Origin of the sequence: Flavobacterium sp. YO12, assembly GCF_004119495.1 — a bacterium.
Lineage (GTDB): Bacteria > Bacteroidota > Bacteroidia > Flavobacteriales > Flavobacteriaceae > Flavobacterium.
The window spans coordinates 1-14,514 of record NZ_NRQU01000018.1; the positions used below are offsets into that span (position 1 = coordinate 1).

Here is a 14,514-nt window from a genome sequence, read left to right on the forward strand (position 1 = left end):
GATTATTTAAAATTTAAGGCATACGAACTAAAAGCATATAAAAAAGAAGTAGACAACAATAAGTTAAACTGGAAAGACACTTGTATATTATACTTTAACGAAGAATCAACAAACTTTGGATTAGATTGGACAAAAGGACTTTTTTTTACTTTTCAATGGAGTTATCTTTTTTACATTTTGTATCTTATATCTTATTCATATTTTGTCTTAGATATAAATCTTATTCCTAAAATAGATGCTTATTTGGTCAACTATTTAAAATTCATAAATCCATTCTCTTTTTTAAAAGCACCTATTGAAGATTCTGAAAATTACTTTTGGCCTTTTCTATTTTTTATGCTAGGCAAAATATTGGTTTCTTTCGGAATTTACCAAACAGTACAAGCATTCAGAAAATTTGGCGTAAATGGAGGATAAGAAACTCATTTGCTAAAAAATATAGACCCGGTAATTTATGTTATCGGGTTTTTCTTTTATATCAAAGTCACTATTAAAAACTAGTAATCAATTCATTACAAAAAAAAAACAATTAAATCCAATTCAAATAAACATATGTAAAAAGCTACAAAAACAAAAATATTAACACCCTTCGCAGAATTTTGATGCAGTTCGTCGAAATTAACACAGAATTTAACACAAAAATTATAACTTGTAATCTTACAACTTTAAAACCAGATAATTATGAAAACTAAATTTTTTATTATTTTATCGATGTTAACTTTCTCGTTCGTTAATGCTCAACAAGAAGAAGTAGAGTCAGAAATGAAAACTGCAAAAGGAATCACTTTTGCGCATGGGGATATGTTTATAGAAGGTTCTATACAAATTAGCACTGGCGGCGACCAGGATTACTATGCTTTCAATCCTAAATTTGGATACTTTCTTAATAACAAATTTGCTGTTGGAGGCCAATTAAATTATTCAAGTAACAAATATGAATCAACAAATACTAAAACAAGCATCTTTGGTATTGGAGGATTTGCAAGATATTATGTGCTTGAATTAGATAAAAAACGTTTCAAAGCATATGGTGAAGCCGGTCTTGGCTATGGCCGAAACAAAGTTGAAACAAGTGCAGGTTCTAACGACAGCAACAGTCTTACTGCCAATATTAATGTTGGTTTAAACTATTTTTTAACCAAAAATATCGCGGTTACATTTACTCTTGCTAACATTTTATCTTACAATAGTGTTTCTCCGGAAAATGGTCCTTCATCAGATACTTTTCAATTAAACATCAACTTATTTGAAAACATTTTTGACCAACCTAAGTTTGGACTTTTGTATAAATTTTAATTCGTTTCTACGATTTACCTATAAAAGCTGTCTCAATTTGGGACAGCTTTTTTATTTCTTTAAACATCAAACCTTTGTAACTTTGAGCCTCTTAATCTTTGAACCCAAAAAAATGCTCGACGAAACTCCTAAAAGATTTGACCGAATTGTGGCTATCCTAATTCAATTACAATCAAAAAAGATTGTAAAAGCACAAGAATTGGCAGATCGATTTGATGTGAGTTTACGAACTATTTATAGAGACATTAGAACTCTTGAAGCGTCTGGAGTTCCAATCTACAGCGAAGCTGGCGTAGGCTACGCTTTAATGGAAGGCTACAGACTTCCGCCGGTTATGTTTACGCGTGAAGAAGTAAGCAGTTTTATTGCTGCCGAAAAACTAATGCAAAAGTTTACTGATCCTGCTCTTGGAAATCATTACGCATCGGCAATGTACAAGCTGAAATCGGTTCTACGAAGTACTGATAAGGACTGGCTTTCTAATATTGAATCTAAAGTTGTAATGCAGACTGCAGAACCAATGTTTAATGATAATTCTCCAAATACTTTAGCGGTTCTTTTTGAAAGTATTGCTGAGAAAAAACAAATCCTGCTTTCATACAAAACTTTTGAAAGTGATGAAACTAATGAACGAAATATTGAACCTGTCGGCGTTTTTCACGATCATAATAATTGGTATTTTTTAGGCTATTGCCATTTGCGAAAGGATTATCGCCAATTTAGAACGGACAGAATTCAAAAAATTCAGAAAACGGACTCTAATTTTACGATCGAACATAATTCGCTTGATACATATTTAACTAAAAACGAAACTATCCCAACTACAAAAGTCAGAATCTTAATTGACAAAAAAATATCCCGCTATTTAGGAACTGAAAAAAAATATCACGGCTTTATTTCAGAAAAAGAAGTGGATGGAAAAATCGAAATGACGTTTATGTGCAAGGATATTGAAAGTGGATTTCCGCGCTGGTTTTTAATGTTTGGTGATTATGCCGAAATCCTAGAACCTGAAAGACTAAAAACAAGAGCTTTAGAATTATTAGAAATTAACAGACTAAGACTTTTATAAAAAAAACTCCTCGAGAGAATACTTCTAGAGTTTTTTTGATTTATTTCTGTTTAACAACGTTATAAAAATTATAATCTGTATTTGAAGCATCAGTAATTCCTATATTTCGCCCCATTGTAACAATCTGCCCTCTGTGATAAGTACCATGATTGATAACCTGAAGTAAATAATCAGAGATTGGAAGTTCGCACTCAAACCAAGGATTACTAATTTTAACTTCTTTAACCAAATCTTCTTCAGACAATGAATGGATAATGTCTTTCAACTTTGCAGATGAATTTAATAGTCCCGCAAATATTTCCTCTTTCGACAATTCATTTTCTGCTTTCTTTTCTATTGGAGAAGTTTCAGAAATGATCGAAAACCAATATTCTTCTGTAGACCAGATATGATCCAATGTTTTCATAATATTTGAAAAACTGGAAGATACCTCAGCATAAAGCAAGTCATCAGATTTCGGCGAAAGCCAATTCACAAATTGTTGATTTACCCATAAATTATAATCTGCATAATTAGACATTATCTTTTTTAAACTCATAGCTGTTAATTTAGATTTTTAAAGTTAAACGAATTAAAAAGTAATCTGATTATCTTTCCCAGAAAAATGGAGGCTCAATATTTAAAGCTCGCAAATAAACGTAACCTTGCCCACGGTGATGCACTTCATTATCAATAAAATACAAAATATTCTGGATAATTGGAAATTCATATTGTCCAAATAGATTAAAGTTTTGATTAAAATCTTCTATCGACAATTTCTCCCAATATTTATTAATTTCCTCTGTTGCCTCGTCCCATTTTTCAAGGTACTGTGCTTTAAAAATCAATTTTTCTGTTCCTTCTGTGTAAGGCTGAACGTCACGATTAACTATTGATTTAAGTGCAGGTGCAGCAATAGCTAAAAGCTCATCTGCTAATTTTGCAAAAGGACGCATACCTCCGATCGAGAATTCAAAAAAATCTTTTTCAGGAAAAGCCTCAATCACATGACGTGTAAGTGCGCGATGTCCTTGCCAATGTTTCAATAATTCTTCTGAAGTAATTACTTGTGCTTCTAATGTTTTCATGATTTTAGTGTTTAATATTTCTATACTTCAAAAGTAAAATGAGCCGGTGACAACAGTTTGTCAGCAGTAAAAAACAATTTTTAAATTATTTTTTTATCTAATTATAAAGATGCCCATTAGTACATACAACATACCAGAGATCTACACGTAATTTGTACAGTAATGAGACGCACTGCCGTGCGCCTCTACAGTATAAACATGCTAGAAAAAAACTTAGAACCTTAGCCTCTCAGAATCTTAGTGTCTTTAGAAAAAACCTTTGTACCTTTGCACCTTACAAACTTTGGAACTTAAAAAAAATGATCGAAGATAAAAATCCTCAACGTACCAGTATAGCGCAATTAGGCGAGTTTGGCTTGATTGAACATTTAACCAAGAACTTTGATGTTACTCAAGAGTCTACTTTAAAAAGTATAGGCGATGATGCTGCTGTTCTTGATTTCAAAGCTAAAAAGGTGGTCGTTTCTACAGATTTATTAATAGAAGGTGTGCATTTTGATTTGGCTTATATGCCTTTAAAGCATTTAGGATACAAAGCTGTTGTGGTAAATGTATCTGACATTTGTGCTATGAATGCAAAACCAACGCAAATAACTGTTTCTGTAGCCGTTTCTAATCGTTTTCCATTAGAAGCCTTAGAAGAATTATTTGAAGGGATTACACATGCCGCAAAAGAATATAAAGTAGACGTTATTGGTGGTGACACTACCTCATCGCAAAAAGGATTAATTATTAGTATAACGGCTATTGGAGAGGCTGATGAAGATGAAATCGTTTATCGTAATGGCGCTAAGCAAACTGACTTATTAGTTGTAACCGGCGATATTGGTGCAGCATATATGGGATTGCAGGTTTTGGAACGTGAAAAACAGGTTTTCCAGGTTAATCCAAACAGTCAACCAGATTTGGACCCTTATACTTATTTGGTCGAAAGACAACTAAAACCTGAAGCACGCAAAGATGTTCGAACTCTTTTGCATGCGCTTGAAATAAAACCAACTTCGATGATTGACATTTCTGACGGCTTATCTTCAGAGATTATTCACATCTGCAAGCAGTCTAAAGTGGGTTGTAATTTATATGAAGATAAACTTCCTCTAGATCCGCAATTTATTTCGACTTGTGAAGAGTTTAATATTGACAGCACTACTGTTGCGATTAATGGCGGTGAAGATTATGAACTTCTTTTTACAATAGATATTAATGATTTTGATAAGATAAAAGGAAATCCAAACTTTTCAATTATTGGTCATATGGCTGATGAAAGCGAAGGAATTCATTTGGTAACTCGCGCTAATACGAAAATTGCCTTAAAAGCACGTGGCTGGGATGCTTTGAGTGAATAAATTTTAAAAAATCAAATAAAAAATTCCAAATTCTAATGTGTTTTAAGCCATTGGAATTTGGAATTTTTTGTTTCGAAATTTTATTTTTAGAAGAGTCCTTTGCTCTTTGCTTCTTTTACTAAATCATCATTTGAACCTGATTTTACTTTCAGCAGTTCCATTAAAGCAATCCTGCGTCTTTGAATTTCATTTAAAGAAATAGCAATATAATGGGGCATTTCAGAAAGTTCTGTTCCTTTTGAAAAGTGAAATAAAATCTGCTTATCAAACTCATCAATTTCTATAGAATTGTGCGGTGATTGATTTAGCATTTTTACAACTGATTGGCTATAATACTTTTCACATTTCATTACTTTATCAAACGCAAAAAGCAATTCATCAAAAGTTAAATCATTTTTTATAACTAATCCATTCGGATTAATTGTCCTGATAATGGTTTTGATTTTCAGCAATTCTGTGTACATCGTAAGCAAAACGATTTTACAGTGCGGCATTTTTTTAATGATCAATTTTGCCAGATCTTCGCCAGAAAAAAGATCTTTTTCTTCATAAGCCGGCATACTGATATCTAAAAAAGCAATGTCAAACTGAGGTGTATCCTCATCTTGCAATAACTCGTAAGCTGATTTACAATCGTGAGCTTGTGCAATTACAAACTCATATTCTTTGGGGTTATAGCGAGTTATTGCATTCTTATATCCTTCAATAATAAAAGGATGATCATCGACAATTAATATATTGGGTTTTATTAATTCCGAAATTGGGGCATTGCTATCAGATGTCATTTTTATGTAGGTTAATTTTTTGATCTATCGGAACTTTAACAACTAGAAGTGTTCCTTCTCCTTTGGCAGATTTTATGGCGACTGTGCCCTTACATTCTGCGGCCCGATATTCTATATTATGCAAACCAATACCCTTTTTTTTACGTTTGGTATTAAATCCAACTCCATCATCCATAATTGACAATATAAGATAATCTATTTCGCTTTTAAACTCGACTTTTATGGTTTCTGCATCTGCATACTTATTACAATTTTGAAGTGCTTCTTGAACAATTCTATACAAATTAATTTTAACCGTATTGTTTACAAGCTCCCATTTTATTTGAGAATCAAAAAAAGTAACCAATTTAGAATCGTATGTATTTCTTTGATTTTCAATTAGTTTATTCAAAATTAAAACAAAATTATTGACTAGTTCTGATTTCTCTCGATTTAAATCGTGCGATATTTCTCGAATATCTTCTTCAATACTTTTTAACTCAGCCAAATATTTTTTTCGTTTCGGCGCCGCAAGGCTTTCGTCTACTTTATCTAAACTATCCAAACTAATTCGAATTCCAAACATACGTCCTAAAACACCATCATGCAATTCCTGAGCAACATTTTTCTTTTCTCGAATTCGAGTTGCTTCTATCTCATTTTGCTGCGAAATCATCAGATTATAAATGTCTTCATTTGCCACCTGCTGCTGCTGTTTAAAAAGCAGTTCTCTATTTCTTGCCTGCTGGGTTTTATAAACATAAAAAAACAAACCTAGCAATGTACAAATACTAAAAACATACACCAGGGTTTTGTTTTTTTCTTGCAAGTTCGAGTTCTGGTCTTTTATTTCATTTGTTTCATATTCGATACGAGAGAATTTTTCTCCCATTTTTCGCTCTGCTTTCAGCATTTTATCATTCAACCTGATATATTCCTTTGAATAAACCGACGCATTGGCAGGATCAACAACAGCCAATTGTTTAAGTGCATCTAACGTACTAATCAATTTTGTTGTGCCTCGGGATGAATTTAACGCTTGTTTTGCAAATTGAACGGCTCTTAAAGTATCTTTTTTTAAAGCAAAGTATTCAGACAAATGTATTTTACTAGAAACTACTCCTGATGTAAGACCTAAACTATCTCTAATTTTTAATGATTTATAAAACAAATCCGGCAAGTTGTCAAATTCTTTTAATTTGAATTTAGAATAACCTAAATTATCAAGTAAAATGGCATATAGACTTACCCTGTCTTTAAAAAGGTTTTCTTGGTTTAAACCTTTTTCAAAAAATCCTTTTGCTTCTTTGTAATTATTCCAATTTAAATATATAAAACCTATATTATTTAATGAAGCCGCCTTATATTGAAACAATGTTGGTATTGATTTATCTTCCAAAGTCTTTAAAGCCTTGTTTTGAAACTCTAAAGCTTTTGTATATTCTCCTCTTTCATTGTATAATATTCCTAGCAAATTATAACTTTCATAGTATAATTCATTTACGTTTTGCTGTTTTTTTAAACTGCCCAAAGCTTTAAAAACAGCTATTTCACTTTCAAAAAAATCTCCCTCGTTATATTGCAGACTTGCTTTGTTTAAAATTGTTTTTGACAGATTAAAATTATCATTCAACTTCAGATAAATTTTTTCTGCTTTATAGTAATGCATGAAAGCACTATCCGAAATGGATTGAGAAGCATAATAATCTCCCAAATAGCTGTATGCTTTTGCCATATGGACAGAATCACTAGAATTAGTTGCTCTTTCTAAGATTAACTTGGTTACTTGAAGATAAGATTTCCAGTCACTTATATTATAATATCGATTGGCAACCTTAAAAAGATTTACTTTATTAAGAGAATCATCCTTCTGATTTAGAATTACATTTAACGCTTTCTCATTGTAACCCTTCTTAATATTCAAAGGAAGCTTATCTTCATTTGCTAATGATAGATACGTAGACAAACTATCTATTGTAGGAATTGCATTTTTATCAAATTCTGTTTTCTTGGTACATGCCATTAAAACAAAAATAAAAGCAATATTATTTTACGTTTTTTTTTCAATTGCGATTTAGAGTTTCACCAAAAATAGTAAAACTATAGACACAAAAAAAAAGCTGTCAAAAAATTGACAGCTTTACTATATATTATTCTAAGTTTAATTAATCTAATTTTTTATCTGTTCCAATAGATTGATTAACACTTGCAAAATTTAAATGTGAATTACTTCTTACTTGATGAAAATCAGCTTTCTTTTGTCCGCCTGTAGCACCTGTTCCATCCGTATCCATTAATTGTTCTCTTACTTGATGAAAATCAGCTTTTTTCTGTCCGCCTGTAGCACCAGTTCCATCTGTTTCTCCATCTCTCTCTATTGTCTGATTTTGTGCCAATAGTACTGAATTTGTTTTTGGTGTTGCAAAAGAAGTTGCTACCATTACTAAAGAAAATAATCCGAAAGTTAAAGCTGTTTTTTTCATGATTTGAGGTATTAATATTTTTAAATGATTTTTTTTGGAGTTGTTCACTTAGTGTGAATCATGATGTAAAACTAACACCGTAATCAAAAAAAATTTATACGAAAAAACAGGTTTATGGTAGATCATACCCAATTGATAGTCAATGAGCGTCAAATCAATGTAATCGCTTAATTGTTAGACTTCTAAATAATTTCCGGCAGTAAAATCGGCAATAATTAAGTCAACATTTGATTTATAAGTTTTTGAAAAAGGGATCTTTTTCAATGAGTTTTTTATGTAACATACTGAGTGTCCGCTATGAATTCTTGCAATGTAATTTCGATTTATAATATAACTGTTATGAATTCGAATAAACGGATACACTAAAACGTTCTCGAAATGCTTTAATGTCTTAAAAGCTGTTATCATTTCACCAGAATTTAAATAAATATCTGTTGAATTATTATCGGCTTGAAAATATGCAATATCATCGGCATTTATATAACGATGATCTCCATATGATTTAATACAGATTATAAGTGGTCTATCAAATATTTGACCCGTTTTTGTATCTGAGCTAATTAACGTAGAAACCTCTTGTTTAAAAACTTTTAAGTTTAGATCTTCGGTTATTTTGTTCAGTTTCAAAACTGTTTTCAACAAGTCTACAGGTATTATTGGTTTTATTAAATAATCAAACACGCCAAATTTAATCGCATTAAAAGCTTGTTCTGTTTTTAATGTGGTAATAACAATGTGAGGAATTGTATCTAAAAACCTGTGCAATTCATTAATAAAAGCAAGCGATAAATTACTTGAACTATCCTGGGGTTCAATTTCCAGAAAAACAATTGACGGCTTATGTTCTAAAACCAAATTTAAGCCATCTTGATAATTAGAAGCTGAAGCCGCAAAGGACAACTCCGAAAAACCTTCAGCAATTGTTTTGGTTTTTGAAATACTCTCAGCATCATCATCAATAATTATATACGAATACTTATTCAAGATAGTTTATATTGCTTTTTCATTAATCCCTTCCAGTGCTTTCTATTTGAGATTAGAAAACAGTTTCATAAATACTTTAAGAAAAAATTATTATTTTTCATTTTATCCGCATTTAAAAATACGAATTTCAATATTTTAAGCATTTCATTGTTAATACATTACTTCAAAATGTTAACACATACTGATGAAATGCAAAAATATCCGATGAATTGCATCATTTAAAATTAAAAAAATCCCAAACTCCTGCTAAGGAATTTGGGATTTATATTGTTCAGCATCCAAAGATTACATCTTCATCAACCAATTTTTCATTGAAACTTCGTTTTCAATAATACCTCTTAATTCAGAGATTTTTACACGATCTTGTTTCATTGTATCTCTATGACGAATCGTTACCGTTTCATCTTCGATCGTTTGATGATCTACTGTGATACAAAACGGAGTTCCAAGTGCATCTTGTCTTCTATAACGGCGTCCTACAGCATCTTTTTCATCATAAGAAACATTGAAATCCCATTTTAGATCTTCTATAATCTTTTTCGAAATTTCTGGTAAACCATCTTTTTTAACCAATGGTAAAACTGCTGCTTTTGTTGGCGCTAAAACTGCCGGTAATTTTAAAACTGTTCTTGACGAACCGTCTTCTAATGTTTCTTCTTGTAATGATGTTGCAAATACAGCCAAGAACATACGATCTAAACCAACTGAAGTTTCTACTACATATGGCACATAGTTTTCATTCAATTCTGGATCAAAATACTGTAGTTTTCTACCAGAATATTGTTCGTGTGCTTTTAAGTCAAAATCGGTACGAGAGTGAATTCCTTCTAATTCTTTAAATCCGAATGGAAAGTTAAATTCAATATCTGCAGCAGCATTTGCGTAATGCGCTAATTTTTCGTGATCGTGAAAACGGTAATTATCTTTTCCTAAACCTAAAGATAAATGCCAGTTTAAACGTGTTTGTTTCCAATGTTCGTACCATTGCATTTCTTCGCCCGGACGCACAAAAAATTGCATTTCCATTTGTTCGAATTCACGCATACGGAAAATAAACTGTCTCGCAACAATTTCATTTCTAAAAGCTTTTCCAGTTTGTGCAATTCCAAAAGGAACTTTCATACGACCTGATTTCTGCACATTTAAAAAGTTTACAAAAATACCTTGCGCTGTTTCTGGACGCAAATACAAGTCCATTGCAGACTCTGCAGAAGCTCCTAACTTTGTTCCGAACATCAAGTTAAACTGCTTAACTTCTGTCCAGTTTCTAGAACCAGTTTCAGGATCAGCAATTTCCAGCTCTTCGATCAAAGCTTTTACATCTTCAAGATCGCCATTTCCTAAAGAACGTCCTAAACGCTCTCTAATTTCTCTTTCTTTAGCCAAATATTCAATTACTCGAGCATTTGTAGTTACAAATTCTTCTTCATTGAAAGCGTCTCCAAAGCGAGCTTTTGCTTTTTCGATTTCTTTTTTAGCTTTTAGATTAATCTTTTCAGCATAATCTTCAACTAAAACATCGGCTCTATATCTTTTTTTAGAATCTTTATTATCAATTAATGGATCATTGAAGGCATCAACGTGACCTGAAGCTTTCCAGGTAGTTGGGTGCATTAATATTGCTGCGTCTAAACCAACAATATTTTCATTCATCTGAACCATTGATTTCCACCAATATTCACGGATATTCTTTTTTAATTCGACACCATTTTGTGCGTAATCATACACTGCACTCAATCCATCGTATACTTCGCTTGACGGAAATATAAATCCGTACTCTTTTGCGTGCGAAACCACATTCTTAAATAAATCGTCTTGTTTTGCCATAGTAATGCAAAAATATAAAAAGTACTTATAAAAAAAAGAAAAATTAAAAAGATTGAAGTTCAAATTTCTTTATTTTTGTAACTAAATTCTTTCTATTTGTGTTTAAATTCATAATCGACCTCTTTTTCCCTAAAGTTTGCTCGGGATGCCGCTCTGTTTTAATGACTAACGAAACCGTTTTATGTACTCGTTGCCGTCATGAAATACCTCTAACTCAGTATTATTTAGACCCAAATAATGGAGCTGTAAAGAAATTTTTCGGTAAGATTGAAATTGAACATGCTTCGGCATTTGTGTACTTCAACAAAAAAGGAATCGTTCAGGAACTCATTCACAACTTAAAATACAAAGGCCATGAAGAAATTGGAGTAGTATTAGGAAAATGGTATGTTGAAGATTTAAAAGAACTGCAATTAAAAACGCCTTTTGATATAATTATTCCTGTGCCGCTGCATCCAAAGAAATTTAAAGAGCGCGGCTATAATCAAGTTGCTTCTTTCGGGAAAGCACTTGCCGAAGGCTTAAAAATACCATATGATGATTCTGTTTTATATCGAACGAAGTATTCCAAAACGCAGTCAAAAAAGAATCTTTTAGGACGGTCCGAAAATATCGAAAATATATTTGATGTGATTTTAAAAGAAGAAAATCATAATAAGCATTTTTTAATTGTTGATGATGTACTCACAACTGGAGCAACTCTGGAGGCTTGTTCTCGTGCTTTATTAAAAATTGAAGGAGCAAAAATCAGCATTGCATGTATGGCAATGGCAAATTCTTAAAGAGAAATTCCAAATACTTTAATTAACTATTATTTTCTTAACCGTTCTTCTGTCTCCATCAATTACGGTAACGAGATAAATTCCAGCTGCTGCGTTTGGTAAGTGAATATTTTGATTGAAAACTCCAGAACTTTCAAAAGTGTTTTCGTAAACTTTTTTCCCTAAAATATCATGAACAAATACTTTACATCCTGTTGCTGACTCACTTTGAAACTGAATCGAAAAGCTGCCTTTATTAGGATTTGGATAAAGTGCAAAATCAATATTTTCGAAATCATCAAGTCCTAAAGTAAAACTCTGTGTACAAATATTTACAGAAGCTGAATTAATGGTTCCAGACATTCCCGAAACGGCATCACGAACTCCAAATGTCCAGTTTCCTTCTGGATTTTCTCCATTAAAAACACTTAATTGATCTACAGGAATAACGATTTGTTCTGTTGTTTTACTGCAATCTAAAACAGCACCGGAATCATCAAATCGGAAAATTAAAGTTGAATTCAAACTTGGACAGGATCTATTAAACAAACGAGCGACAGTTCCTTTTGGGCTTACAATTTGAATTTCAAGGTCTGACATTCTTTCGTGTGTTACATTTACTGAAACATTTACATCTGATACTGTACCTGTGGCGGCAGGAACACTAACGGTTTTTGTTGTAAATGTAGTTCCACCTGGAATACTAAACGAACTTCCAAAACTATAAGAAGCGCAAGTGGTTGATGGCGTATAACCCACCGCAAAAGGTTTGCTGTTTATCGCATAATAAATATTAGCCGTTGGCTCAATCAATAGTCGGCAATTAGTTGATGAAGCAACACTTGTTGGAAGTATAATGGTTTCTGAACCATCATTTGGAGTATTTGCCGCAAGTATTATTGGAAAAGTTAAACCACCATCTGTAGACAATTTAATGTTTACCTGCGATGATCCCTGAAGCGTATTGGTATTATTAACATTCCAAGTTACAGTTTCACTTAAGCCCTGCCACCAGCTTACGTCAGTACCATTATGAGAAGAAATCGTAAATGGTCCCGCAGTAGAAACGACATTTACTACCATAGCATCTGTATTGGTTTGTCCTGAATCTAAAGTTGAATTGTCTCTGCCTGTTAAAGTAAAGTTTAGTGTTCTTGGGATAGAAGAAACTGATTCCCAAGTTGTAGTGAGTCTATTGTCTAAAACATAACTCAACCTTGGCATATATCGAATTGGAGAACTATTAGGAATTACTGATCGAAACAAAGGCCCATCTGGTTTTGTTGGATAAGCAATACTTGTTGAGCCTGAAGTTGTTACTGCATTATCATTTTCTTCCCAATTAAAAGTAACGGTATCGCCATCGGGATCTGAACCACTGCCTTTTAAAACGAATGCAGTACTTATTGGGATGGTATAATCTAAACCGGCATCAATTACTGGCGGATTGTTAGTCAAGCTTGTATTGACAGGACAGCTTTTTCCTGCAAGGTTATTTTGGATCTGCAAAATACTTACATAGGCAAAATAATCATCTGAATTATCTTGTATATCATAATCCCCGCTTACTCCTGCATATCCCATTATTGTAGAACCGCTTCCGGGTTCAACATTTACATTGGTTCTTTCGGTAGAATCGTATGAAAAAGTATGACTTGCTCCTAATTGATGACCAAATTCATGTACAACAAAATCAACATCAAAAGTATCTCCTTGAGGTTTCCCATCGCCTGGAGATGTATAAGCACTTCCTTTTGCCAAAGAATCATTAGAAGTTGGATTTGTGCAAACACAGCCTATACAACCCGCATTTCCGCCTCCGCCAGAAGCACCAAACAAATGTCCTATATCGTAATTATTGTTGCCTATTACACTCGTTAAAGTAGTTTGTACTTCTTTATTCCAAGCTCCTTTAACCCCTGTTGATGCAACAGAATAGGGATCTGTCGACGCATCTGTATAAATTACGGCATCATTATTTGCAATTAAAACCAATTTCACAGCAAGATCTTTATTCAAAATTCCGTTGACTCTGGTCATTGTTGCATTCATTCCTTCTAAAGCTTTCGCTTTTGTACCGCCAAAATATGCCGTATATTCTCCCGTACAAGACAATGCTAAACGCAGGGTTTTTAAAACTTTTGTGTTTGCTACTGTTTTTGCTGTTTTACCAAAACTAGAATTGGCAATAAGTTCGTCTGATGTTTTACAATCTAACTTAACTTTTGAAGTTTTATCTTTAGACGTAAATAAAACGTATTCCGTTTTATTCTCTGGGTTTTCTTCTATAAACTCGGTAGCTTTATCTACTCTCAAAACCATTGTTTGTATTCCGCTTTCAGAAACACTGAAATGTATTCTAGCCGATTTATCATCTAATCCTCTTCCTTGATAAGCTCTAATTTCTGGATATTTGGCTTGTAATTCAGGTTCAAAATTGGAAGATTCCCAAACTTGAAACCGCTCTAAAACTCCATTTGAATTTGGGATTGTAATTTCTGCGGTATTATTTACTGCCGATTTTTCGGTTGTTTTTGCCAATTTTGAGGTTAAAAAACCAGCATTCAATTTGTAATACTGTTTACCAGAATCTAAAACGACTGTCTTTTTACTAAAAACTGAAGCAGTATTGACTTTCTGCCACAAATCATCGCTTTGAGCCTGCAATCCTGACCAACTAAAAAGTAAAAATAAGAATAGTAGAGTTTTTTTCATGGCAAGTTGTTCTTTACTACATCAAAATTAAAGGAATTAAATCAAATTCTTACTTTTAACCGACATTTAATATTTTTTAATCGACAAGTCTCACTTTTTTGTCGTCAAGGGAAACTTAATCTTCTTAAAAAAAATCAATTCGCCTAAGCCTAAAATTTAAAATAGATAGTATAAATTTGCAGCATCTTAAATTATTTGT

General features: G+C 32.5%; 13 protein-coding genes. 5 read left to right on the forward strand and 8 right to left on the reverse strand.

The window, feature by feature from the left end; all coding sequences use genetic code 11:
- The 3 genes from BOW55_RS20795 to BOW55_RS07940 form a co-directional block, all read left to right on the forward strand.
- Positions 1–417: hypothetical protein (locus BOW55_RS20795; RefSeq protein WP_164975014.1), on the forward strand; the 417-nt coding region annotated here is incomplete at its 5' end.
- 264 nt (positions 418–681) lie between these two features.
- Positions 682–1,296 carry an outer membrane beta-barrel protein gene (locus BOW55_RS07935; protein WP_129023682.1) on the forward strand — a complete coding sequence of 205 codons (615 nt, stop codon included), beginning with the start codon at positions 682–684 and terminating at the stop codon, positions 1,294–1,296.
- A 112-nt stretch (positions 1,297–1,408) separates the two neighbouring features.
- The gene (locus tag BOW55_RS07940; protein WP_129023683.1) at positions 1,409–2,368 is read left to right on the forward strand and encodes a YafY family protein; all 960 of its coding nucleotides are present in this window, start codon (positions 1,409–1,411) and stop codon (positions 2,366–2,368) included.
- Between the two features lie 40 nt (positions 2,369–2,408).
- Here BOW55_RS07940 and BOW55_RS07945 read toward each other — a convergent pair whose 3' ends face one another.
- The gene (locus BOW55_RS07945; RefSeq protein ID WP_129023684.1) at positions 2,409–2,906 is read right to left on the reverse strand and encodes a DinB family protein; all 498 of its coding nucleotides are present in this window, start codon (positions 2,904–2,906) and stop codon (positions 2,409–2,411) included.
- A 49-nt stretch (positions 2,907–2,955) separates the two neighbouring features.
- A complete protein-coding gene (locus BOW55_RS07950; protein WP_129023685.1) occupies positions 2,956–3,435 on the reverse strand; it encodes a DinB family protein in 480 nt (159 codons plus the stop codon).
- 299 nt (positions 3,436–3,734) lie between these two features.
- Between BOW55_RS07950 and thiL the strand changes: the two genes are divergently transcribed.
- Positions 3,735–4,781 carry a thiamine-phosphate kinase gene (gene thiL / locus BOW55_RS07955; protein WP_089053341.1) on the forward strand — a complete coding sequence of 349 codons (1,047 nt, stop codon included), beginning with the start codon at positions 3,735–3,737 and terminating at the stop codon, positions 4,779–4,781.
- Positions 4,782–4,867: 86 nt separating this feature from the next.
- On the opposite strand, the gene BOW55_RS07960 is transcribed toward thiL, so the two are convergent.
- From BOW55_RS07960 to BOW55_RS07980, 5 genes are all read right to left on the reverse strand, one after another.
- Positions 4,868–5,566 (reverse strand): response regulator transcription factor, encoded by a 699-nt coding sequence (locus BOW55_RS07960; RefSeq protein ID WP_129023686.1) that lies wholly within the window; start codon positions 5,564–5,566, stop codon positions 4,868–4,870.
- Positions 5,556–7,568, reverse strand: coding sequence for a tetratricopeptide repeat-containing sensor histidine kinase (locus BOW55_RS07965; protein ID WP_129023687.1), 2,013 nt, complete (start codon positions 7,566–7,568; stop codon positions 5,556–5,558). Before BOW55_RS07965 ends, BOW55_RS07960 begins: the two co-directional genes overlap by 11 nt.
- 142 nt (positions 7,569–7,710) lie before the next feature.
- A complete protein-coding gene (locus tag BOW55_RS07970) occupies positions 7,711–8,028 on the reverse strand; it encodes a hypothetical protein (RefSeq protein ID WP_129023688.1) in 318 nt (105 codons plus the stop codon).
- A 174-nt stretch (positions 8,029–8,202) separates the two neighbouring features.
- Positions 8,203–9,012 carry a LytTR family DNA-binding domain-containing protein gene (locus BOW55_RS07975; RefSeq protein ID WP_129023689.1) on the reverse strand — a complete coding sequence of 270 codons (810 nt, stop codon included), beginning with the start codon at positions 9,010–9,012 and terminating at the stop codon, positions 8,203–8,205.
- Positions 9,013–9,297: 285 nt separating this feature from the next.
- A complete protein-coding gene (locus BOW55_RS07980) occupies positions 9,298–10,839 on the reverse strand; it encodes a glycine--tRNA ligase (protein ID WP_129023690.1) in 1,542 nt (513 codons plus the stop codon).
- Positions 10,840–11,000: 161 nt separating this feature from the next.
- Between BOW55_RS07980 and BOW55_RS07985 the strand changes: the two genes are divergently transcribed.
- The gene (locus tag BOW55_RS07985) at positions 11,001–11,621 is read left to right on the forward strand and encodes a ComF family protein (RefSeq protein WP_129023737.1); all 621 of its coding nucleotides are present in this window, start codon (positions 11,001–11,003) and stop codon (positions 11,619–11,621) included.
- An 18-nt stretch (positions 11,622–11,639) separates the two neighbouring features.
- On the opposite strand, the gene BOW55_RS07990 is transcribed toward BOW55_RS07985, so the two are convergent.
- Entirely contained in the window at positions 11,640–14,315 is a 2,676-nt protein-coding gene (locus tag BOW55_RS07990; protein ID WP_129023691.1) for a reprolysin-like metallopeptidase, read from the reverse strand.
- Positions 14,316–14,514: the final 199 nt, after the last annotated feature.

Excerpts from the sequence above, each read along its gene's own strand:
- BOW55_RS07980 (WP_129023690.1), bottom strand. The coding sequence starts at position 10,839 with ATGGCAAAACAAGACGATTTATTTAAGAATGTGGTTTCGCACGCAAAA.
- BOW55_RS07990 (WP_129023691.1), bottom strand. The coding sequence starts at position 14,315 with ATGAAAAAAACTCTACTATTCTTATTTTTACTTTTTAGTTGGTCAGGA.
- BOW55_RS07935 (WP_129023682.1), top strand. The coding sequence starts at position 682 with ATGAAAACTAAATTTTTTATTATTTTATCGATGTTAACTTTCTCGTTC.
- BOW55_RS07970 (WP_129023688.1), bottom strand. The coding sequence starts at position 8,028 with ATGAAAAAAACAGCTTTAACTTTCGGATTATTTTCTTTAGTAATGGTA.
- BOW55_RS07940 (WP_129023683.1), top strand. The coding sequence starts at position 1,409 with ATGCTCGACGAAACTCCTAAAAGATTTGACCGAATTGTGGCTATCCTA.
- BOW55_RS07945 (WP_129023684.1), bottom strand. The coding sequence starts at position 2,906 with ATGAGTTTAAAAAAGATAATGTCTAATTATGCAGATTATAATTTATGG.
- BOW55_RS07960 (WP_129023686.1), bottom strand. The coding sequence starts at position 5,566 with ATGACATCTGATAGCAATGCCCCAATTTCGGAATTAATAAAACCCAAT.
- BOW55_RS07985 (WP_129023737.1), top strand. The coding sequence starts at position 11,001 with ATGACTAACGAAACCGTTTTATGTACTCGTTGCCGTCATGAAATACCT.
- BOW55_RS07950 (WP_129023685.1), bottom strand. The coding sequence starts at position 3,435 with ATGAAAACATTAGAAGCACAAGTAATTACTTCAGAAGAATTATTGAAA.
- BOW55_RS07965 (WP_129023687.1), bottom strand. The coding sequence starts at position 7,568 with ATGGCATGTACCAAGAAAACAGAATTTGATAAAAATGCAATTCCTACA.
- thiL (WP_089053341.1), top strand. The coding sequence starts at position 3,735 with ATGATCGAAGATAAAAATCCTCAACGTACCAGTATAGCGCAATTAGGC.